This window comes from Erwinia sp. PPS120, from assembly GCF_047918655.1.
In the GTDB taxonomy this organism is placed as follows: Bacteria; Pseudomonadota; Gammaproteobacteria; order Enterobacterales; family Enterobacteriaceae; genus Erwinia; species Erwinia tasmaniensis_A.
Window position 1 is genome coordinate 21,924 of the sequence record NZ_JBLREF010000013.1, and the last position, 20,392, is coordinate 42,315.

The following is a 20,392-nucleotide window of genomic DNA, read 5'->3' on the forward strand; positions in this document are numbered from 1 at the left end:
TCTGCAAAGCGCTCATTTAGTAAACAATCGGTTGACTCGCATTAAGGCATTAGGGTACAACACAGCGTTCATTCACAGAATGAAGAGTCGGAGAGCTGTGTTTTCCGGCGTTTTTGTTTAACAACAGCGGTGCATTATGCAAGTTTTCATTATGCGTCACGGCGACGCGGCGCTCGATGCGGCCAGTGATTCAGTAAGACCTCTCACTCATTGCGGCTGCGATGAGTCACGCCAGATGGCTGTCTGGCTAAATGACCAGACGGTGGATATTGAGCGTGTGCTGGTGAGTCCCTATTTACGCGCGCAACAAACGCTGGCAACGGTGCGCGAGGCGTTGCCGCTGCCCGACGGGCAGGATGTGTTGCCGGAGCTCACTCCGGGCGGCGATCCGGCGCTGGTCGCCTGCTACCTCCAGGCACTGGCAAAAGAGGGCGTGCGTTCCGCGCTGGTTATCTCCCATCTGCCGCTGGTGGGCTATCTCGTCTCCGAGCTTTGTCCCCAGGAAGCTCCACCGATGTTCGCGACTTCTGCTATCGCCTGTGTTGAATACAATGCAGATAAAGACTGCGGTACGCTTGCCTGGCAGGTTAGCCCGTCCAGGCTGGCGAAAGCGATGTAGTTTCTGTCAGGTCAGCTCACAGCCGCTCAGGGAAGTTCGGGCGGCTGCCACTCTTCGATCTCAATCAATACCAGCAGCGCGGCATCGCCGCCGAACATTTTCGGGGCCTGGTGAAAGGCCGTCACCATTGGATGCTGCGCCAGCCACAGCGGCGTCTGCTGCTTAAGAACGTGTTTACCGTGTCCATGCATGACGCTGGCGCAAAAGATGTGCTCGCGGCGGCAGGCGGCGATCAGCGCACCCAGCTCTGACTTGGCCTGCTTCTGCGTCAGGCCGTGCAGATCCAGAAAAATCTCCGGCGTGTAATCACCCCGACGCAGCTTTTTCAGCTCGTAGTGGCTGACGTCGCTGCGTACGTAGCGCACCGGACCTTCTTCGGCCAGCAGCGGCTGAAACTCATCTGAAAAGTAGTGGCTGGCGTCAATTTGCTCTGACAGCAGGCGCCGCTGTGGCACCTCGCTTAGCTTTTTACGCACCGGCTTATGGACGATCGTATCCTGGGCCAGCTTCCGCGTTCCGGCCATCAGCCCTCGAAACAGGTCCAGATCCTCAGTGCTGAGAGGTTTATTTTTACTCATTTTCTGTCGTGATCCCGCTGTGTTGGACGCGGTTTATCCTGAATCCGCTGCAATAATACCTCCAGTCTACCTGACTTTTGCCGTCTGAAAACAAATGTCAGCTTTTTCACGCTGCTGCGCTGAATTTAGCTGCGCTTCATGGCAAACTAGCGGCCAGAGAGTCGTCAGGCCTGGGGAGGGCACGTTGGACAAAATTTTCGTTGATGAGGCAGTCAGGGAACTGCACACCATTCAGGACATGCTGCGCTGGTCGGTCAGCCGCTTTTCCGCCGCCGGGATCTGGTATGGACACGGCACCGATAACCCGTGGGACGAAGCCGTCCAGCTGGTTTTACCGTCGCTTTATCTGCCGCTGGACATTCCGGAAGATATGCGCGCGGCGCGGCTGACGACCAGCGAGCGTAACCTGATTGTGGAGCGGGTTATCCGCCGCATCAATGAGCGTATTCCGGTCGCCTACCTGACCAATAAAGCCTGGTTCTGCGGCCATGAGTTTTACGTCGATGAGCGCGTACTGGTGCCACGGTCACCGATTGGTGAGCTGATCAGTGCGCGTTTCGACGGGATCATCACTGATGAACCACAGCATATTCTGGATATGTGTACCGGCAGCGGCTGCCTGGCCATTGCCTGCGCCTATGCCTTCCCGCTGGCCGAGGTGGATGCGGTCGATATCTCTACCGATGCGCTGGCGGTGACCGAGCAGAATATTGACGCACATGGGATGATGCACAACGTGACGCCTATCCGTGCCGACCTGTTCCGGGAGCTGCCGAAAACGCCTTACGATCTGATTGTCACTAATCCGCCGTATGTGGATGAAGAAGACATGGACGATTTGCCTGATGAATACCGCCATGAGCCTGTACTGGGGCTGGCTGCGGGCCGCGATGGTTTGAAGCTGGCGCGTCGTATTCTGGCTAATGCGCCGGATTATCTGAGCGAAAAGGGCGTGCTGATTTGTGAAGTGGGCAACAGCATGGTGCATATGGTTGAACAGTATCCCGATGTGCCTTTTACCTGGCTGGAGTTCACCCACGGCGGGGACGGCGTGTTTATGCTGACGCGGCAGCAGATTATCGACGCTGCGCACCATTTCAGCATGTTTAAAGATTAAATATCCTATATAGCGTACACAAGGCGCTCCGCAGGAGGCCCTCGCCTGAGGGTTACCGGCGGCTATAAGTGAGCCTTTAAAACAGAATTAAGAGGTCAAGATGGCTGGTAACACGATTGGGCAGGTTTTCCGCGTCACCACCTTTGGGGAATCCCATGGGGTGGCGCTCGGCTGTATTGTTGACGGCGTACCGCCGGGAATTCCCCTTACCGAAGCGTGCCTTCAGCACGATCTTGATCGCCGCCGTCCCGGCACCTCACGCTATACCACCCAGCGGCGCGAACCTGACCGGGTCAAAATCCTTTCCGGCGTGTTTGAAGGCGTCACCACCGGCACCAGCATCGGCTTACTGATTGAGAATACCGATCAGCGCTCTCAGGACTACAGCGCCATCAAAGATGTCTTCCGGCCTAACCATGCGGATTACACCTACGAACAGAAATATGGTCTGCGTGACTATCGCGGCGGCGGGCGCTCCTCAGCGCGCGAAACGGCGATGCGCGTGGCGGCCGGGGCCATTGCCAAAAAGTACCTGGAAATGAAACACGGTATTGCGGTGCGTGGCTATCTGGCGCAGATGGGCGACGTGGTTTGTGAGCTGCGGGACTGGGATCAGATTGAACAGAACCCCTTCTTTTGCCCCGATCCGTCTAAGCTCGATGCGCTTGACGAACTGATGCGCGCGCTGAAAAAAGAGGGCGATTCCATTGGCGCTAAGGTCGCCGTAGTAGCCGGAAATGTCCCGCCAGGCCTTGGCGAACCGGTATTTGATCGCCTGGATGCTGACCTGGCTCATGCGCTGATGAGCATCAACGCGGTGAAAGGCGTGGAGATCGGTGACGGCTTTGCGGTGGTGAATAAGCGCGGGAGTGAGCATCGGGATGAGATCCGTGCGGACGGCTTTCAGAGCAACCACTCGGGCGGCATTCTCGGCGGTATCAGCAGCGGCCAGCAAATCCTTGCAACGATTGCCATGAAGCCCACTTCGAGCATTACCGTACCGGGTAAAACCATCAATCGCTTTGGCGAAGAGGTGGAGATGGTCACTAAAGGTCGCCATGACCCCTGCGTGGGTATTCGCGCAGTGCCTATCGCCGAAGCGATGATGGCGATTGTCCTGATGGACCATCTGCTGCGCCAGCGTGCTCAAAACGCTGACGTGAAAACGGACATCCCACGTTGGTGACCCTGTGAAAAAAATTCTGTCAGCCCTGAGTGCGCTGCTGATTGCCACTGCCAGCTACGCCGCCACCCCCTGGCAATCCATTCGGCAGCCCGTCCCCGGCGTATCGCAGTCCATTGGTGCCTTTGCTAATGGCTGTATCGTAGGCGCGGAAATGCTACCGCTTAATGCCACCGGCTATCAGGTGATGCGCCAGGATCAGCGCCGCTACTTTGGTCATCCCGATCTGATTCTGTTTATTCAACGGCTCAGCAACCAGGTTCATCACCTGCATTTGGGCGAAGTGATGATCGGGGATATGGGCATGGCGGCGGGCGGGCGCTTTAGCAGCGGTCACGCCAGCCATCAGTCCGGGCTGGATGTGGATATCTGGCTACAGCTGCCACAGACCCGCTGGAGTGAGCAAATGCTGCTTAAGCCACAGCCGCTTGACCTGGTTTCTGCCGATGGTAAAACCGTTGTCGCCCGACACTGGCAGCCGCAAATCGACAGCCTGATCAAGCTGGCGGCAAAGGACAGCGACGTCACGCGGATTTTTGTTAATCCGGCGATTAAACAGCAGCTCTGCGCCGATGCCGGCGCGGATCGCGACTGGCTGCGTAAGGTAAGGCCCTGGTTTGGTCATCGGGCACATATGCACGTGCGTCTGCGCTGTCCGGCGGGAAGCCTGCAATGTCAGGATCAGCCTGCTCCACCGCCGGGCGACGGCTGCGGCGCAGAGTTGCAAAGCTGGTTTGCCCCGCCGAAGCCCGGCAGAGGTAAACCCGTCAAACTTGAGCCGCCGCCGCTTCCGGCGGCCTGTCAGGCACTGCTGGATAAACACCTTCTTTAAGGACAAAAAATGGACTGGTTTGTCGTCAGCCCGCTACTGGTGGCAGGGCTGTTTTTTATCGCTATGCTGGCCGCATTTATTGACTCCATTGCCGGAGGCGGCGGGCTGCTGACGGTTCCGGCCCTGCTGTCATTGGGGCTTTCTCCGGCGCAGGCGCTGGCGACAAACAAAGTGCAGTCCGTTGGCGGTTCTTTCTCAGCCAGCCTCTATTTTGTCAGACGTAAGGCGGTGGACCTGCGCGAGCAGAAGCTTAATATTGCTATGGCCTTTACCGGCTCAATACTGGGCGCACTCCTGATCCAGCATATTCATGCTGAACTGCTGCGTCAGGTGCTGCCGCTGCTGCTGATAGCTATCGGGCTCTATTTTTTACTGATGCCGAAAGTGGGCGAAGAGGATCGTCATCGCCGCCTGCACGGGCTGCCTTTTGCGCTGGTGGCAGGAGGCTGTGTCGGCTTCTATGATGGCTTTTTCGGCCCCGGCGCAGGCTCTTTTTACGCGCTGGCCTTTGTCACGCTGTGCGGCTATAACCTGGCCCGATCCACCGCGCATGCTAAAGTCCTGAACTTCACCTCTAACCTGGGCGGCCTGCTGTTTTTTATGTTCGGCGGCAAGGTGGTGTGGGGCACCGGGCTGGTGATGCTGGTGGGGGCGATTTGTGGCGCCAGACTGGGCGCGAGGATGGTGCTCAGCCGCGGACAGGCGCTGATCCGTCCGATGGTGGTCACCGTCTCTGCGGTAATGAGTGCCAAACTGCTGTATGACAGCCACGGCGCGGCAATTGCAGCCTGGTGTCACCAGCTATTTGCCTGAGATAATCACGGCGTTTGGGCCTGTCAGGGATGGCGCAGGCCAGTAACATTCTCCCTCCGACGCGCAGCAGCCATCCTGCGCGGATCTGTTCCAGAAGAAACGAATCATGAGAACGACACACGATTATTCACAGCTGATTGAGATTTTTGACCGCTGCTTTTATCAGGACTTTCAGACCCGCCTGATTAAAGGCGATGATGAACCGATCTATCTTCCTGCTGACGACGAGGTGAATTATCACCGCGTGGTTTTTGCTCACGGCTACTACGCCAGCGCCCTGCATGAGATTTCTCACTGGTGTATTGCCGGGGCCGAACGCCGCAAACTGGTTGATTTTGGCTACTGGTACTGCCCGGATGGACGCGATGCCACGACGCAGAGCCAGTTTGAATCCGTTGAAATTAAGCCTCAGGCGCTGGAGTGGCTGTTTTGTGTTGCAGCAGGGTTTCCCTTCAACGTAAGTTGTGACAATCTCAGTGGAGACTGTGAGCCGGATCGCATCGCTTTTCAGCGCAGGGTTCATGCACAGGTCATGACGTATTTTGAACAGGGCATACCCGCCCGCCCGGCGCGCTTTATTGCCGAACTTTGCACTTATTATTCAACGCCCCCGCTAACCGCGTCACAGTTTCCCTGGCCGGAAGATCTGTGATGATGGGGGAAAGCAAGCAAGAGGAACAATATGATTGACGAATTTGAAGCGCGGATCCTGGCCCTGATCGACGATATGGTGGAAAGTGCCAGCGATGACGAGCTTTTTGCCAGCGGCTATCTGCGTGGTCACCTGACCCTGGCGGTGGCTGAGATCGAACAGTCGGGCGAACATACGCCGGAGGCCCTGCAAATTCAGGTGCAGCAAAGCCTGCAAAACGCCATCCAGGCCGGCGAGCTCTCGCCGCGCGATCAGGCGCTGGTGATTGGCATGTGGGATAATCTGTTTCTACAGGCGCGCAGGTCTGCCTGATTTATAGGGTATAGCCTGTCTCGCAGGTCGAGAGGGATCCTGCGATAGCTATAAACGTATTCCGATCCCTGCCAGTGCAGCTTTCAATCTGTCCCGTCAGTTTTCGCTCTGCCTGATGGCGTTGTGAATACGGCTGACGAGGCCAGGCGTAAAGACCCAGGGGGGAACTCAAGAATGGCTTTGAAGTGTCTGTTAAACCTGCGGCGATTTAGCGCTTAATGACATTTCGTGCTCAAGCCACGTCCGAAATGCCTCGAAATCTGCACGATTGCATTTAAGGGGCTCTCGCCATACCAGAAACCATCCAAAATCTGCTTCTTCCTCGACGTTGATATTGAAAAGCCGCACAAGTCGTCCGCTTTCAATGTCGTCTGCGGCAAGAATATCTCTGGCCAGGGCTATTCCCTGGCCAGAGATCGCAGCCTGAAGTAAAAGCCCGGCATCATCGTACACAGAACCATACGCTGGCTCTGATACGTCCAGGCCTGCGGCAAGAAACCAGGATTGCCATTTCTGACGTGGATTACGCAACAGGGGGGCCTTTATAAGGTCTTCAGGCTGCTCGATCCGAGTGTGTAACAGGAAGTCTGGACTACAAACTGGAAAAATAAAGCTTTTCACAAGAGGAACTGATTTAAGCCCCTGCCACTGGCCAGCCCCATATCGGATGGCAATATCTGTTCCATCACGGCGATCCAAAGTCGCAAGCGTCGACGTGGTGTGAATAGCAATGTCCACTTCGGGATGGTGATTTTGAAAACGGTATAGTCTGGGAACCAGCCACCGGGAACCAAGGCTGGATAGCACACTTACAGCCAGTCTACGTTTGATAGCAACCTTATCTGACTGACGGCACACATTCTCTATGGCTCTGGTCAACAGGCACAGACCTTGACGCACCTCCATGACCAGGACCTGGCCCACATCAGTGAGGAGCATACCCTGACCCTCCCTGACAAAGAGTTTACGTCCACCAAGATCCTTTTCCAGTCGTGATATATGATGGCTGATTGCGCTATGCGTCAGCGAAAGTTCGTGAGCAGCACGGCTGTAGCTGAGGTGTCGAGCCGCTGCCTCAAATGCACGTAAAGTCTGAATTGAGGGTAAGTATGGGATCATCTCTGTCAATTTTGCTCACAATGCATGTCAATGCAAATCCTTAGGGTACAAAACAATACACGAATATGATGTTGTTCAGGGCCTGTGTTATTCACTGACTATGCGTGTTAAGGAATCTGCCCGTTTTCTTATATAACGAACAAGCCAATTGATTAAAATAGAGGATGCTAATGAACACCACCGAAATTACAGTTAATCATCTCATAGCCCTGGATGGAAGCGATCTTGGTCCATCAATCATCAATATTGGGCCTTCTGGAAAAATCCATAATATTCTTCCTGCAAATCCCTGTGAGAAAACTAAAACAACCGAAGTGACGGCAATACCTCTTTTGGCGGACTCCCATGCCCACCTGGCAATTTCGGATGGCGTAATTGATGCGCAGGAATTTCACACGCTGGAACGCGTTGACGCTCAATTACGCCATCTGGCAACGCGCGGCGTGGGGCATGTCCACTCACTAGGGACGGACCAGCGATGGCTGCAGGAGCGCCTGCGAAATCGAATCGTGAGCGGTGAGGCTGCGGATAAGGCTTTCGGATACAGCGCAGGTATTGGCTTCGGCGCTGTACAGGGCTGGCCACCGGAAATGACGTCTCCCGAACCCAGATTTCGCCCTATAGAGCCGGAACAGGCCATAAGGCAGGTTAAGGAAATGGCCGATCTTGGATGCAGGACCTTGAAAGTATGGGTGGATGATTTCGGCGGGAGATTTCCAAAAATACCGATTGAAGTTATGCGAGCGGTGATTAAAGAGGCCCATCAACATGGGATCGTGACGTTCGCACACGTGCATTTTCATGTGGATGCCGAAGCACTGGTATCACTAGGCGTCAATGTGCTGGCCCACTCAGTACGCGACAAATTAATGTCCCCCCAATTGATCGCAAACATGGCTGAAATGGGGACATCGCTCGTTCCCACTCTTTCGCGTGAAGAGGCCGAATATGCTTTCTCGCTTGATGATAATCCTTATATGCGAAACGAATTTTTCCTGGCTTCCGGGAAGGATATCGCTGTGAGACTGCGTGATAAAAAATTCTCTCACACTCCCGACAGGTCAAAAAAGAGTTTAGAAATTGCCTGTGAAAACGTTGCACGCGTCCATGCAATGAATGTACCCATTGGGCTTGGCACCGATAGCGGCTTCAGGATGAAACTTCAAGGTTTTGCACAGCATCGCGAATTACAGTTAATGAATTTGGCAGGGATGAGCCCGCGTGAATGCCTGAAAGCGGCTCTGCAAATTAACAAGCAACTTTTCGCTACGGAGATGACAGAGATAACTTGCGGGAAACCTGCCTCCTTCTTTATTGTGGAAGGCAATCCTCTTGAAGATATTTATTTGACCCAAAATATTCGGGAAGTATGGATTTGCGGCAAACGACTTTCGGGACGCGATACCCTCATGCCCCCTGCCAGATGACGAAAGTTTGCCTGAACCGCCCCGGTAACCCTGGAGACCAAACTCTTTGAGAGAGAGGTAAACAGGATGACTAAAATATACGTTTTCCCCCGAAGTTCGTCAGCGAGCCGTCCGTATGGTCATCAAAGGACAGTCCGGTTACGACTCACAGTGGACGGCCCTCAGCTCCATCGCCCCGAAAATTGGCTGTCCACCAGCGACCCTGCGTATCTGGCTGCGTCAGTATGAGCGCGATGCGAAGGGTGGGGGCGGCTCAGCGTATTTTGCGAAGGCAGAGTTCGACCGCCTGTGGAAAACATAGCGGCCCTGGTGGATACCCTGCGCGATAAACATGGGCTCGGACCGGTATGCCACGATCTGGATATCGCCCCGTCAACATATTACCGGCAACAGCAACTGTGTCGGCATCCTGAAAACCTGGTCAAAAGCGGAACAGGCATATTATGCTTCCATCGGGAATAAGGTGCTGGCCGCCTGAGTTTCCAGACAAAAGACTCCCCAGGAAACCGGGGCGGTTCAGTAAGTCGCGCCGTGAGAGAGTGTCCAGACCAGAATGCGTCACCGGGAAGGATGCGAAAGAGAAAAATGAACCAGAATTCGTTTTAGGCGAACGATTTCACCGCTTTTCCCTTCAGAAGCTTCCTGACCCAGTAACGGTTGGGATGCATCGCGGCCAGCGTATCGCGATCCAGCGGGATCGGTTCGCCGCATAGTTCGGCGGCCAGCACCTCGGCGGCGAGCGGGCCGCTGCATAATCCCCGCGATCCCAACGCACCCAGCACGAACAGGCCGTTATGCAGCGGGGCATTTGCTGCCTGGTCCTTATGCTGCGCCAGAGTGGCGTACTCTGCGAGCGTACGCGCATAGTCCGGCAGCGGGCCGCTCATCGGCATATGGTCGCGGGTGGCGCAGCGCACGCTGCTTCGGGCCAGGCCTGCGCTCACATCCACTTCCTCAGGCCATGCCAGATGGGGGAGGCAGCGGATCAGCCGCTGGCGATTTTCCTGCTGATCGGCCTCGCGGTAGGCCGTTGAGCTGTCGGCGCGATGGTAGCTGGCACCGATGCAGTGATGCTGATTTTGCGGATTAGCCGGGGTGAGATAACCATCGTAGCACAGCACCTGCTTTAGCTGCGCCAGCGTGGGCGTGGTGGGGATATGGCTCACCTGGCCGCCGACCGGGTAGGCGGGCAGTCTATCACTTTGCGGAAAAGCGGCGAGTTCGTATCCGGTCGCCAGCACGACGGTCGGAGCTTGCTGGCTCGGCAGGTCGGAAAAATCGAGCGTCCAGCGGCCATCATGCGCGGTCAGCGCGCTCAGACGGTGATTCCAGTGTAGCCTGAGTCCGCGCTGTTTTGCCCGTTCAAGCAGCTGCGCCGTAAGCTGAGCGGGGGAAAGCCAGCCGCCCAGCGGATAGGTTATGCCACCGCATCCTGTCTCAACCCCGCATAGCGCTTCGGCCTCCTGAGTCTCAACTCTGCGGGCTATCTCTTCCGGCAGCGCCAGGGTCAGCATTTTAGCGATTTTTTCCGCACTCTTCTCATCCCAGGCCAGCTGCGTGACGCCGCACCAGTCGTGATCGAACGTCAGCGCAAGTGCGTCATAAAGGCGTCGGGCAAAGGTGAAGGCGGTGGGGAAAAAGGTCGCCAGCGCCGGGTCGTGATGATTAAGCAGCGGGTAGAGCGCGCCCTGACGGTTGCCGGAAGCACCTGCGGCGGGCTGCGCAGCGGCGCTGTATAGCGTGACGTTTTTGCCGCGTCGCAGCAGCGCCAGGGCGAGCAGGGCGCTGGCTACGCCGCCGCCAATCAGCGCAATGTCGTCGCCTTCTGCCGCCGGGCGGGCGTACCAGGGCTGCTGTTTACCCACGGGGGAGGGCGCCGTCATCTCACCGCAGATCATCTCGCGCTTGGGGCCAAAACCCTTACGCTTTCCAGTTTCAAAACCGGCATCGGCCAGCCCGCGTCGGACAAAACCCGCGGCGGTAAAGGTCGCCAGCGTACAGCCCTGACGCGCCAGCTTTGCCATGCAGGCGAACAGCTCCGGCGTCCACATATCCGGGTTTTTCGATGGCGCAAAACCATCCAGAAACCAGGCATCAACCTGCTGCATCAGGCTGTCATCAAAAGTGTGGATCAGCTGATTAATATCGCCAAACCACAGATCGAGCGTAACGCGGCCCTCGTCCAGCAGCAGGCGGTGGCAGCCGGGCAGGGCAACGGGCCACTGCGCCTGCAGCGCGGCGGCATACTTCGCCAGCGTCGGCCAGCGGGCCTGCGCACTGGTCAGATCGGCCAGATTAAGCGGATATTTCTCACAGCTGACAAAGTGTAAACGCTGTAATCTTGAGTCCGGATGTTGCTGCCTGAATTGATCGAACGCCTGCCAGAGGGCTAAAAAGTTCAGTCCGGTGCCAAACCCCGTTTCCGCGGTAATAAACAGTGCTCTGGGATGGTGTTCAAAACGGTCGGGTATGCGGTTGCCGCCAAGGAAAACGTGACGGGTTTCTTCAAGGCCGCTTTCGTTAGAAAAATAGACATCGCCAAATGCTCGGGATACAGGTGTACCTTCTTCATTCCAGCTCAGTTCGGCGTGCTCGATGGGGGCATTTTTCACGGCAAAAGCTCAGTTATCAGGCAGTGCCGCGATTGTAACGGTGTGAGCCAGCTCGCGCAAATTTACAAAAGTAAAATGCTGATCGGACTTGTTCGGCGTACAACTGTAAGCTAAAGTGCTCCTCGAATCCTACTATAGAAGTTATGAGGTATTGAATGAAACGTGCAGTGATTACAGGCCTGGGAATCGTCTCCAGCATTGGTAATAACCAGGAGGAAGTTCTGACGTCCCTGCGTGAAGGTCGCTCCGGCATTACCTTCTCTCAGGAGCTAAAAGATTCCGGCATGCGTAGTCACATCTGGGGTAACGTCAAACTCTCTAAAGACGAAATCGCCAGCCTCATCGATCGCAAAAGTCTGCGTTTTATGAGTGACGCGTCCATTTATGCTTATATCTCTATGCTGGAAGCGGTCAAAGACTCTGGCCTGACCAACGAACAGTACCAGAACAACCCGCGGGTGGGGCTGGTTGCCGGTTCCGGCGGCGGTTCACCTTACAACCAGGCAGCCAGCGTTGACGGCATGCGCGCTAAAGGCCTGCGCGGCGTGGGTCCTTATATGGTTACCAAGGCGATGGCCTCCGGCGTTTCCGCCTGCCTGGCAACCCCGTTCAAAATTCACGGCGTCAACTACTCCATCAGCTCGGCCTGTGCGACCTCTGCGCACTGTATCGGTAATGCCGTTGAGCAGATCCAGCTCGGCAAACAGGATGTGGTATTTGCCGGCGGCGGCGAAGAGCTGTGCTGGGAAATGTCCTGCGAATTCGACGCGATGGGCGCGCTCTCAACCCGTTACAACGAAACGCCTGAGCTGGCATCCCGTACTTACGACACCAGCCGCGATGGTTTTGTTATTGCAGGCGGCGGCGGCATGGTCGTGGTTGAAGAGCTGGAGCATGCGCTGGCACGTGGCGCTCATATCTATGCAGAAGTGGTTGGCTACGGCGCAACCTCCGATGGCGCGGACATGGTTGCGCCATCTGGCGAAGGCGCAATGCGCTGTATGCGACTGGCGATGCAGGGCGTGGATACCCCAATCGACTATCTGAATACGCACGGTACGTCCACGCCAGTGGGTGACGTGAAAGAGCTGGGCGCAATCCGTGAAGTGTTCAGCGATGCGATGCCTGCGATGTCTGCGACAAAAGCGATGACCGGTCACTCACTGGGTGCGGCAGGCGTTCAGGAAGCAATCTACTCGCTGCTGATGCTGGAGCACGGATTTATTGCGCCAAGCATCAACATTGACGAGCTGGATCCCGCTGCTGAGGGGCTGAATATCGTGACCAAACCGACCGAGCAGAGCCTGAAGACCGTGATGTCTAACAGCTTCGGCTTTGGTGGCACCAACGCCACGCTGGTGATGCGCAAGCTGTAATCACCGGAGGTTGGAAAAAGGGAGAGTCCGTAAAGGCTCTCCCTTTTTTTATTGCCAGTCAGACGCTTTTTATTTAAGTTAACGCCTTCAACGTCGTCACGATGTTGCGTAAGCGTTTAACGTTAACCAACGCATCCGTTCCACTGCTTCGGCATTGGCAACACGGGTGCGCGTGGTTGACGCACCCTTACGTTATCAACAAGGAGAGACGTGACACTATGTCTGCGGTTACTATCACATCCCCTGCCAGCGCAACGGTTTCGCTGGGCAGCATTTCATTCGCTGTATTCTTAACTTACCTTACCGCCGGGCTGGCGCTGCCGGTAATTCCCTTATTTGTTCATCAGCAGCTCGGGCTGAATAACGTGATGGTCGGCGTAGCCGTCGGCATTCAGTTTTTCGCCACGCTGCTGACGCGCGGCTACGCGGGCAGGCTGGCCGATCAGCGTGGCGCAAAGCGATCGACGCTACAGGGTATGCTGGCCTGTGCGCTGGTTGGCGTCGCCTACGTCCTGGCGGCGCTACTGCCGGTGCCGGTGATGGCAAAGTTTGCGCTGCTGGTGGTGGGCAGGCTGCTGCTGGGCTTTGGCGAAAGCCAGTTGCTGACCGGGAATCTCACCTGGGGCATGGGTCTGGTCGGGCCAAAGCGTTCGGGGCAGGTGATGTCATGGAACGGTATGGCAATCTACGGCGCGCTAGCGGCCGGTGCGCCGCTGGGATTATGGCTTCACAGCCAGTGGGGCTTTATGGCGATGGGCCTTGCAACGATTTTTCTGCCGCTGGTCGCTCTGCTGTTTAACGTCTGGGTTAAACCTGTGCCCACGCACGGGGGCGAGCGTCCGCCGCTGAGGAAAGTGATAGGGCAAATTCTGTCGCCGGGCTGCGCGCTGGCGCTCCAGGGAACGGGGTTTGCCGTTATTGGCACCTTTACCTCGCTCTATTTCACCAGTCGGCACTGGGGCAATGCCGGGCTGGCGCTTACCGCGTTTGGCCTGGCTTTTGTTCTGGTCCGCGTCCTGTTTGGCGGATTGCCGGATCGCTTCGGCGGCGTGCGCGTGGCGCTGTTTTCGCTGTTGATTGAAGCCATTGGGCTGCTGATCCTGGGATTCGCCAGTAGCGGAACGATGGCGCTGGCGGGCGCTGCGCTGACCGGCTGTGGCTGTTCGCTGGTATTCCCGGCGATGGGGGTGGAAGTGGTGAGGCGCGTCGCTCCCCAGGTGCGCGGCACGGCGCTGGGCGGTTTCTCCGCCTTTCAGGATATCGCCTACGGTGCCAGCGGGCCGTTAACCGGGATCCTCGCAACATCTCTGGGCTACGGCTCGGTTTATCTCGCTGGCGCTGCCTGCGCGCTGCTGGGTATTGCCGTAGTTATGTCCGTCGGCCGTCAGTAGCGCAGCCGCGCCAGCTTATCGACGGCATGAATAATCTCCGCCCGCGTCAGGGCGGAGAAACCGAGTAGCCAGCCCTGTGGCGGCGACGCTGAGGCATAAAGAGGCGACAGACGCGGTAGCAATAGCCCATCGGCGCGCGCCTGCTGCGTTAATTTTTCTTCTTCCCCGCCTGTCAGGGTTACGGCCAGCTGTAACCCGTTACCCCGGCTCATGATCTGCAGCTTTTCGCCCAGTCTATACTGGATCTCATCCAGCAGCAGATTGCGGCGGCTGGCGTAAAGCCTGCGCATTAATCGCAGATGCGCCTGCAAATGACCGCTACAAATAAATTCGGCGGTGACGGCCTGCATCAATTGCGCGCTGTGACCGTCCATCAGGCTGCGCAGTCGGCAAAGCGGATCGACAAGCGAAGAGGGAACAACCAGATACGCCAGCCTTAACGAGGGGAACATGACTTTCGAGAATGTCCCCAGATACAATAAATGGGTATCAGTATTAAGGCCATATCCCCGTATCATTACCTGATACCTTCAATAAAGGAAGTCACTATGTCTGGATCTGCCGTTCTGCAATTCCCGCCGCCCTCTGCCTCTCAAGGTGCACGCTGGCTGCATGAAAAGCTTTCCCATTATACCGACGCCTGGGATCTCGCCCAGGATTTAGCCAATGGGATCCGGGAAATTATTGTGCTTGATGTACGATCCACCGAACAATATCTGGCCGGGCATATCTGCGGTGCGATAAGTTTCCCGCACCGGACGATGACGCATGAATCATTGCTACCGCTGGATCGTGACAAAGTCTATGTGACCTATTGTGATGGGATTGGTTGCAATGGTTCAACCAAAGGGGCCTGGAAGCTGGCGTCAGCGGGTTTGCGGGTAAAAGAGTTAATTGGCGGACTGGATTTCTGGCTGCGCGACGGTCATCCGCTGGTACAGGGGGAGGAGGCAGGGCGCTGGCCCACGCAGTCCCGGGCGCGGGACTGCGGCTGCTAACGGTCAGCGGTTAACTCAGAGAAGGACCCACAGCAGAAAGCCAACCAGCACCAGTACCGCGAAGGCCGTGAATACCGGACGATTGACGATCGGTTGCAGTACCTGCGGCACATAGCCAAACAGCGGTGCCGCAATCGGCTGGGGATGGATCTCACTGTCCGCCAGCGGCTGTTCTCTCAGCCGTTCGGCTCGACGCGCAAACAGCAGATTCATCAGATCCTGCGCCTGGTAAGGCGTTAAGACTGCCTGAGGCGGTAGCTGGAAGCGCTGCTGACTGGCATCTTCCAGCAGCCGCTGTTCTGCATGGTCAGAGGGCACTTTCAGCGAGGCCAGCAGCACCGGCAGCGTTGGCGCGGCGTGTTGACTCAGCGTTTGGCTAACCTGCAAATACTGGGTCAGCAGCGGAAAGAGACGCGAAGGGATCGGATCGCCGCTGTGCAGATTGACGACTTTGAGTACCGATGCCCACAGCTTAACGGGCTGCTCGCCGGTCGCCGCCGCCAGTCGGGCAATCTGTTGGTTAAGCGTATGGTGTTCCGCAGGCAGCAGCGACCGATCGGTAATGCGGTTTTGCTGCGGCTGAGGAATGGCCATCTGCCCATTTTGCAACATAGTCAGCACCTGGCGCAGCTGATCGGGATTCAGCGAGCTGAGTACGGTATGACCAAATTGCTGACGAATAAAGTCGCTGACGGCCTGGCGATTGTTACCTGCGGGCAGCAGGTCGGTAAGCTGTTGAAACAGCTGGCGCGTGGCGTGAGTGTTTTGCACCTGCGACAGACGTGCATTAAGAAACTGTTCTGCCGCGGGAAAGTGGCGCGCCAGCAGCCCTGCATCATTCTTTACTCCGACTTCATGGCGCATTCCCGCCCACAGCTCAGGCGATTTCAGCGCGCTGAGCGACATGATTTTTACAATCAGTCTTTCAAGCGTAGTGCGCTGGGCGGGGGACAGTGGCTGATCGCCCGGGCCAGTGCGACTGGCATCCGTTCTGGCATCGATCGCCGAGCGATCGCCGGGTATCGGCGCACCGGGGCCACTGAGAGGTTGCATGGCAAAAATCCTTCACTAAAGGTCTGTGTCCGGGGCGCGCCGGAAAGGTTGATTCACCATGATAACAATCCCGCCCTGCGATAGGTAGAGGTGAGGGGCTGACAGGGCAATTATTTTCAGCACCGCGAAGTATGGGGTGTGTCTGCCAGCGGCAAGCAGACACGCACCGTCAGGGCGGGGGCGGGTTATTCCCATCTGCCCGTGCCTTCCTGAACATCAGCGGTGTGCGCAGCCGCTGTGCCAGAATCACCCCCAGCAGGGTTATCCCGCCGCCAATATAGTGATAGCTATGTAACTGTTCGTGCAGAAAAAGCACGGCAATAATGGCGGTAAAAATAGGGGCCAGATTCATAAAAACAGAGGCCGTACTGGCACCCATACGCACCATGCCCTGGATCCACAGGAAAGGTGCCACAATTGAGGCCGGGATCCCGGCAAACAGCACCAGCGGGATATTATGTACAGTTAAGGAGACGTCCTGCGCCAGCAGAAAATTGGGCAGCAGCATCAGCACCCCGAACAATACCTGTACGTACAGGCTTTGCCAGCCCGGCAGGGCTATCGCCCAGCGCTTCGTCAGTACGCCGTAAAGGGCGTACGAGGAGGAGGCCGCGAACATCATCAGCTCACCTTTACCCATCCCCTGCGCCAGCAGCCGGTGAGGATGCCCCTCGCTGACCAGCCACACCAGCCCGCCAAACGAGAGCAGGCTACCGATGACGATCCCCATTGTGGGTGCCAGGCGCAGCAGTACAATTCCAATCAGCACGGTAAGCAGGGGGATTAGCGCGTTCAGTATCCCCATAAACAGTGCGCTAACGCTGTGCGCAGCGTAATAGGCCAGGCTTTGATACAGCACCATGCCCAGCAGTCCAAGAACCAGCAGCTTCCACCACTGCGGCTTAATCTGCTGACGATTGCGCCAGGCGCCGGGTAATACAAACGGCGTGAGCACCAGCAGGGCCAGCAGCCAGCGGTAAAAAGAGATGGCGGCGGGATCGATTGCACCGGCAGAAACTTTGCTGACAATGGCGTTAACCGACCAGATCAATACGGCCAGCAGGGGGAACAGGAAATTCACAGGCAGTCCCGGATCATTTTATCATGGTGAACAGTGTAACCTTCACAGAGACAGGACAGATACTGATAATCTGACGGCCTTTACCGCAAAGGGCCGCCGCACCGAAGGCTTATCCCTTTAGCGGGTTTGTGGCAGAATGACTGCCCTCACTGGCTTATGCAGGAAACCGATTGTGAAAATCCTCGTTGATGAAAATATGCCTTATGCCCGGGAGCTCTTCAGTCGCACCGGCCATGTCGTGGCGGTGCCGGGGCGCCCCGTCCCTCAGGCAGAGCTTGACGATGCGGATGGACTGATGGTGCGTTCGGTTACGAAAGTGAATGCCGAACTGCTGAGCGGCAAGCCGGTAAAATTTGTGGGGACCGCCACCGCTGGCACCGATCACATTGATGAGGCTTTTCTGAAAGAGCAGGGGATTACCTTTTCGGCTGCCCCTGGCTGTAACGCTATTGCCGTGGTCGAGTATGTCTTCTCTTCGCTGCTGCTGTTGGCCGAACGCGACGGCTTTCAGCTGGCAGACCGCACGGTGGGTATCGTCGGCGTGGGTAACGTTGGCCGCCGCCTCCAGGCACGTCTTGAGGCGCTGGGCATTCGTACCCTGCTATGCGACCCGCCGCGTGCCGATCGTGGCGACCCGGAGGCTTTCCTGCCGCTCGATGCGCTGGTCGCCCAGGCAGACATTATCACCTTCCATACGCCGCTCAATAAGCAGGGTGAGTACAAAACGCTGCACCTGGCCGACGAGGCCTTGCTGCTGGCGCTAAAGCCCGGCAGTATCCTGATCAACGCCTGCCGCGGTCCGGTGGTGGATAACGCCGCACTGCTTAAGGTTTTGCATCAGCGCAGCGATCTCAGCGTGGTGCTGGACGTGTGGGAACCCGAACCCGAACTTTCCCTGCCGCTGCTGGAAAAAGTTGATATTGCCACCGCGCATATAGCCGGATACACCCTGGAAGGTAAAGCGCGCGGCACCACCCAGGTCTTTGAAGCCTGGACGGCCTGGCTCGGCCAGCCGCAGCAGGTGGCGCTGGATACGCTGCTGCCCGCGCCTGAATTTACCCATATTACCCTTAACGGCAGGCTGGATCAGGCAACGCTAAAAAGAGTGGTGCATCTGGTGTATGATGTGCGCCGCGATGATGCGCCGCTGCGGAAGGTGGCGGCTATACCGGGAGAGTTTGACCGGCTACGCAAAAATTATCCTGAGCGTCGTGAGTGGTCTTCACTGCGGGTAAGCTGCGATGTGGAAGAGACGGCGCTTTTGCTGAAAAAACTGGGTTTTAATGCGGTTTTTCATCCGCTTTCCGCAGGCTGAACGCTGGCCGGACGGAATAGAATGCTTCTCCGGGCGGTACTGCACCGCCCTTAATTTTTTATGTCATTTCTGGAGTAAACCAACATGTCTGACGGCTGGAATATCGCGCTACTGGGCGCGACAGGCGCAGTAGGGAGAGCTTTACTGGAATTACTGGCTGAACGTCAGTTCCCGGTTGGTGAGCTGTATGCGCTGGCAAGCGAGCGCAGCGCGGGCGAAACGCTGCGCTACGAGGGCAAATCACTGCTGGTCACGGATGCGAATGAATTTGACTGGTCGCAGGTGCAGCTGGCCTTTTTCGTCGCCGGTCGTGAGGCCTCGGCACGTTATGCGGATGAGGCGGCGAACAGCGGCTGCCTGGTGATTGACTCCAGCGATCTGTTCGCGCTTGAGCCGGACGTACCGCTGGTGGTGCCGGACGTCAACCCGCAGGTGCTGGCCGACTACCGCAACCGCAATATCATCAGCGTTGCCGATAGCGTCACCAGTCAGCTGCTGTGCGCAATCAAACCGCTGCTTGATGTTGCTGGCCTTGGTCGTTTACAGGTCACCAGCCTGATTGCCGCCTCGGCGCACGGCAAAGCCGCCGTAGATTCGCTGGCGGGAGAAAGCGCCCGCCTGCTCAACGGCCTGCCGACGGAGGAAACGTTTTTCGATCGCCAGCTGGCATTCAACATGCTGCCGCTGCTGCCTGATGCCGAGGGCAGCGTAGTGCAGGAGCGTCGTCTGGTCGATCAGGTGCGGAAAGTCCTTCAGGATGAAGGCCTGCCGATCACCGTTTCCACGGTTCAGGCGCCGGTTTTTTACGGCAACGCACAGGTAGTCCATATCGAAAATCTGCGGCCCATGTCGGCTGAGGAAGCACGAGACGCGCTTGCGCAGGCGGAGGATATCCTGCTGTCTGACGAGGACGATTACCCCACCCAGGTCGGCGATGCCTCCGGGAGTGCTCAGCTCAATCTGGGATGCGTACGTAATGATTACGGCATACCTGAAATGGTGCAGTTCTGGTCCGTGTCAGACAACGTGCGTTTTGGTGGTGCGCTGATGGCGATTAAAACCGCCGAGAAGCTGGTGCAGGAGTATCTGTACTGATGTCAGACGCGGGACTGCCGCAGCCGTCACATAAAGTGGCGCTCGGCATTGAATATGACGGTAGCCGCTATTATGGCTGGCAGCGGCAGCAGGAAGTGAGAAGCGTCCAGGAAAAGCTGGAAAAAGCGCTGGCGGCGGTGGCGAATCATCCGGTCAGCGTTTTCTGCGCGGGCCGCACCGATGCGGGCGTTCACGGCACCGGCCAGGTGGTACATTTTGAAACCACGTCGGTGCGCAAGGATGCGGCCTGGACGCTGGGCGTGAATGCTAACCTGCCGCCTGACATTGCCGTTCGCTGGGTCAAAGCGGTGCCGGATGATTTTCACGCCCGCTTCAGCGCCACGGCGCGCCGCTATCGCTATGTTATCTATAACCGGCGTCTGCGCCCGGCGATCCTGCACGGCGGCGTGACCCACTTTTATCATCCTCTGGATGTTGAAAAAATGCAGCGTGCCGGCCAGTGCCTGCTGGGTGAGAATGACTTCACGTCATTTCGCGCGGTACAGTGCCAGTCGCGTACGCCCTGGCGCAACCTGATGCACCTCACCGTCAGCCGCTACGGAGCCTACGTGGTGGTAGATATCAAGGCGAACGCCTTTGTGCATCATATGGTACGCAACATCGTCGGCAGCCTGATGGAAGTAGGCTGTGGGAATCAGCCGGAAAGCTGGATGGCAGAACTGCTGGCGGCAAAAGATCGCAAGCTGGCTGCCGCAACCGGCAGGGCGGAAGGGCTCTACCTGGTGGCGGTCGATTATCCCGAACGCTATGATTTACCTCGTCCGCCGATGGGACCGCTGTTCCTCGTGGATTAATCCT

At 57.1% G+C, this 20,392-nt stretch carries 20 protein-coding genes, 2 pseudogenes and 1 other annotated feature; of the genes and pseudogenes, 15 read left to right on the plus strand and 7 right to left on the minus strand.

The window, feature by feature from the left end:
* Nucleotides 1-136: 136 nt before the first annotated feature.
* Complete coding sequence (gene sixA, locus ACLRGG_RS07925; RefSeq protein ID WP_416249216.1) at nucleotides 137-619, plus strand: phosphohistidine phosphatase SixA; 483 nt, start codon at nucleotides 137-139, stop codon at nucleotides 617-619.
* A gap of 26 nt (nucleotides 620-645) precedes the next feature.
* On the opposite strand, the gene smrB is transcribed toward sixA, so the two are convergent.
* Nucleotides 646-1,197, minus strand: a complete 552-nt coding sequence (smrB, locus tag ACLRGG_RS07930) for an endonuclease SmrB (RefSeq protein ID WP_416249217.1) — start codon at nucleotides 1,195-1,197, stop codon at nucleotides 646-648.
* Nucleotides 1,198-1,381: 184 nt separating this feature from the next.
* Here smrB and prmB point away from each other — a divergent pair, with 184 nt between their 5' ends.
* The 6 genes from prmB to ACLRGG_RS07960 all read left to right on the plus strand — a co-directional run bounded on the left by prmB (nucleotide 1,382) and on the right by ACLRGG_RS07960 (nucleotide 6,106).
* On the plus strand, nucleotides 1,382-2,314 hold the full coding sequence (gene prmB / locus ACLRGG_RS07935) for a 50S ribosomal protein L3 N(5)-glutamine methyltransferase (RefSeq protein WP_416249218.1): 933 nt from the start codon (nucleotides 1,382-1,384) through the stop codon (nucleotides 2,312-2,314).
* Nucleotides 2,315-2,414: 100 nt separating this feature from the next.
* The gene (gene aroC / locus ACLRGG_RS07940; RefSeq protein ID WP_416249219.1) at nucleotides 2,415-3,500 is read left to right on the plus strand and encodes a chorismate synthase; all 1,086 of its coding nucleotides are present in this window, start codon (nucleotides 2,415-2,417) and stop codon (nucleotides 3,498-3,500) included.
* A 4-nt stretch (nucleotides 3,501-3,504) separates the two neighbouring features.
* Nucleotides 3,505-4,329 (plus strand): penicillin-insensitive murein endopeptidase, encoded by an 825-nt coding sequence (gene mepA, locus ACLRGG_RS07945; protein ID WP_416249220.1) that lies wholly within the window; start codon nucleotides 3,505-3,507, stop codon nucleotides 4,327-4,329.
* 9 nt (nucleotides 4,330-4,338) lie between these two features.
* The gene (locus ACLRGG_RS07950; protein ID WP_416249221.1) at nucleotides 4,339-5,142 is read left to right on the plus strand and encodes a sulfite exporter TauE/SafE family protein; all 804 of its coding nucleotides are present in this window, start codon (nucleotides 4,339-4,341) and stop codon (nucleotides 5,140-5,142) included.
* A gap of 106 nt (nucleotides 5,143-5,248) precedes the next feature.
* Nucleotides 5,249-5,794, plus strand: coding sequence for an elongation factor P hydroxylase (locus ACLRGG_RS07955; RefSeq protein WP_067705771.1), 546 nt, complete (start codon nucleotides 5,249-5,251; stop codon nucleotides 5,792-5,794).
* A 30-nt stretch (nucleotides 5,795-5,824) separates the two neighbouring features.
* A complete protein-coding gene (locus tag ACLRGG_RS07960; RefSeq protein WP_416249222.1) occupies nucleotides 5,825-6,106 on the plus strand; it encodes a YfcL family protein in 282 nt (93 codons plus the stop codon).
* A 17-nt stretch (nucleotides 6,107-6,123) separates the two neighbouring features.
* Here ACLRGG_RS07960 and ACLRGG_RS07965 read toward each other — a convergent pair.
* Both ACLRGG_RS07965 and gcvA read right to left on the minus strand, forming a co-directional pair.
* Nucleotides 6,124-6,269 (minus strand): annotated as a pseudogene (locus ACLRGG_RS07965) (IS3 family transposase); the annotation flags it as partial.
* Nucleotides 6,270-6,298: 29 nt separating this feature from the next.
* Nucleotides 6,299-7,225: a transcriptional regulator GcvA gene (gcvA, locus tag ACLRGG_RS07970; RefSeq protein ID WP_416249223.1), complete on the minus strand. Its 927-nt coding sequence runs from the start codon at nucleotides 7,223-7,225 to the stop codon at nucleotides 6,299-6,301.
* Nucleotides 7,226-7,395: 170 nt separating this feature from the next.
* Between gcvA and ACLRGG_RS07975 the strand changes: the two genes are divergently transcribed.
* Nucleotides 7,396-8,652: an amidohydrolase family protein gene (locus ACLRGG_RS07975; protein WP_416249224.1), complete on the plus strand. Its 1,257-nt coding sequence runs from the start codon at nucleotides 7,396-7,398 to the stop codon at nucleotides 8,650-8,652.
* 115 nt (nucleotides 8,653-8,767) lie between these two features.
* Nucleotides 8,768-9,066 (plus strand): annotated as a pseudogene (locus ACLRGG_RS07980) (hypothetical protein); the annotation flags it as partial.
* Nucleotides 8,908-9,024, plus strand: a sequence feature (AL1L pseudoknot). (Overlaps the previous pseudogene by 117 nt.)
* A 188-nt stretch (nucleotides 9,067-9,254) precedes the next feature.
* On the opposite strand, the gene mnmC reads toward ACLRGG_RS07980, so the two are convergent.
* Nucleotides 9,255-11,264, minus strand: a complete 2,010-nt coding sequence (mnmC, locus tag ACLRGG_RS07985; protein ID WP_416249225.1) for a bifunctional tRNA (5-methylaminomethyl-2-thiouridine)(34)-methyltransferase MnmC2/FAD-dependent 5-carboxymethylaminomethyl-2-thiouridine(34) oxidoreductase MnmC1 — start codon at nucleotides 11,262-11,264, stop codon at nucleotides 9,255-9,257.
* Nucleotides 11,265-11,419: 155 nt separating this feature from the next.
* Between mnmC and fabB the strand changes: the two genes are divergently transcribed.
* Both fabB and ACLRGG_RS07995 read left to right on the plus strand, forming a co-directional pair.
* A complete protein-coding gene (fabB, locus tag ACLRGG_RS07990) occupies nucleotides 11,420-12,640 on the plus strand; it encodes a beta-ketoacyl-ACP synthase I (RefSeq protein WP_416249226.1) in 1,221 nt (406 codons plus the stop codon).
* A gap of 218 nt (nucleotides 12,641-12,858) precedes the next feature.
* Nucleotides 12,859-14,031, plus strand: coding sequence for an MFS transporter (locus ACLRGG_RS07995; RefSeq protein ID WP_416249227.1), 1,173 nt, complete (start codon nucleotides 12,859-12,861; stop codon nucleotides 14,029-14,031).
* Here ACLRGG_RS07995 and ACLRGG_RS08000 read toward each other — a convergent pair.
* Complete coding sequence (locus tag ACLRGG_RS08000; RefSeq protein ID WP_416249228.1) at nucleotides 14,025-14,549, minus strand: aminotransferase class I/II-fold pyridoxal phosphate-dependent enzyme; 525 nt, start codon at nucleotides 14,547-14,549, stop codon at nucleotides 14,025-14,027. The genes ACLRGG_RS07995 and ACLRGG_RS08000 overlap by 7 nt on opposite strands.
* A 30-nt stretch (nucleotides 14,550-14,579) precedes the next feature.
* On the opposite strand from ACLRGG_RS08000, the gene ACLRGG_RS08005 reads away from it, so the two are divergent.
* A complete protein-coding gene (locus tag ACLRGG_RS08005) occupies nucleotides 14,580-15,029 on the plus strand; it encodes a rhodanese-like domain-containing protein (RefSeq protein ID WP_416249229.1) in 450 nt (149 codons plus the stop codon).
* A 15-nt stretch (nucleotides 15,030-15,044) separates the two neighbouring features.
* On the opposite strand, the gene flk is transcribed toward ACLRGG_RS08005, so the two are convergent.
* Together flk and ACLRGG_RS08015 are read right to left on the minus strand one after the other, a co-directional pair.
* Nucleotides 15,045-16,082: a flagella biosynthesis regulator Flk gene (gene flk, locus ACLRGG_RS08010; protein WP_416249230.1), complete on the minus strand. Its 1,038-nt coding sequence runs from the start codon at nucleotides 16,080-16,082 to the stop codon at nucleotides 15,045-15,047.
* A 169-nt stretch (nucleotides 16,083-16,251) separates the two neighbouring features.
* Nucleotides 16,252-17,163 carry a DMT family transporter gene (locus ACLRGG_RS08015; RefSeq protein ID WP_416249231.1) on the minus strand — a complete coding sequence of 304 codons (912 nt, stop codon included), beginning with the start codon at nucleotides 17,161-17,163 and terminating at the stop codon, nucleotides 16,252-16,254.
* Nucleotides 17,164-17,299: 136 nt separating this feature from the next.
* Between ACLRGG_RS08015 and pdxB the strand changes: the two genes are divergently transcribed.
* The 3 genes from pdxB (at nucleotide 17,300) to truA (ending at nucleotide 20,388) form a co-directional block, all read left to right on the plus strand.
* On the plus strand, nucleotides 17,300-18,478 hold the full coding sequence (gene pdxB / locus ACLRGG_RS08020) for a 4-phosphoerythronate dehydrogenase PdxB (RefSeq protein ID WP_416249232.1): 1,179 nt from the start codon (nucleotides 17,300-17,302) through the stop codon (nucleotides 18,476-18,478).
* Between the two features lie 84 nt (nucleotides 18,479-18,562).
* Nucleotides 18,563-19,573, plus strand: a complete 1,011-nt coding sequence (locus ACLRGG_RS08025; RefSeq protein WP_416249233.1) for an aspartate-semialdehyde dehydrogenase — start codon at nucleotides 18,563-18,565, stop codon at nucleotides 19,571-19,573.
* Nucleotides 19,573-20,388 (plus strand): tRNA pseudouridine(38-40) synthase TruA, encoded by an 816-nt coding sequence (truA, locus tag ACLRGG_RS08030; protein WP_067705749.1) that lies wholly within the window; start codon nucleotides 19,573-19,575, stop codon nucleotides 20,386-20,388. The genes ACLRGG_RS08025 and truA overlap by 1 nt, the downstream gene beginning before the upstream one ends.
* Nucleotides 20,389-20,392 lie beyond the last annotated feature (4 nt).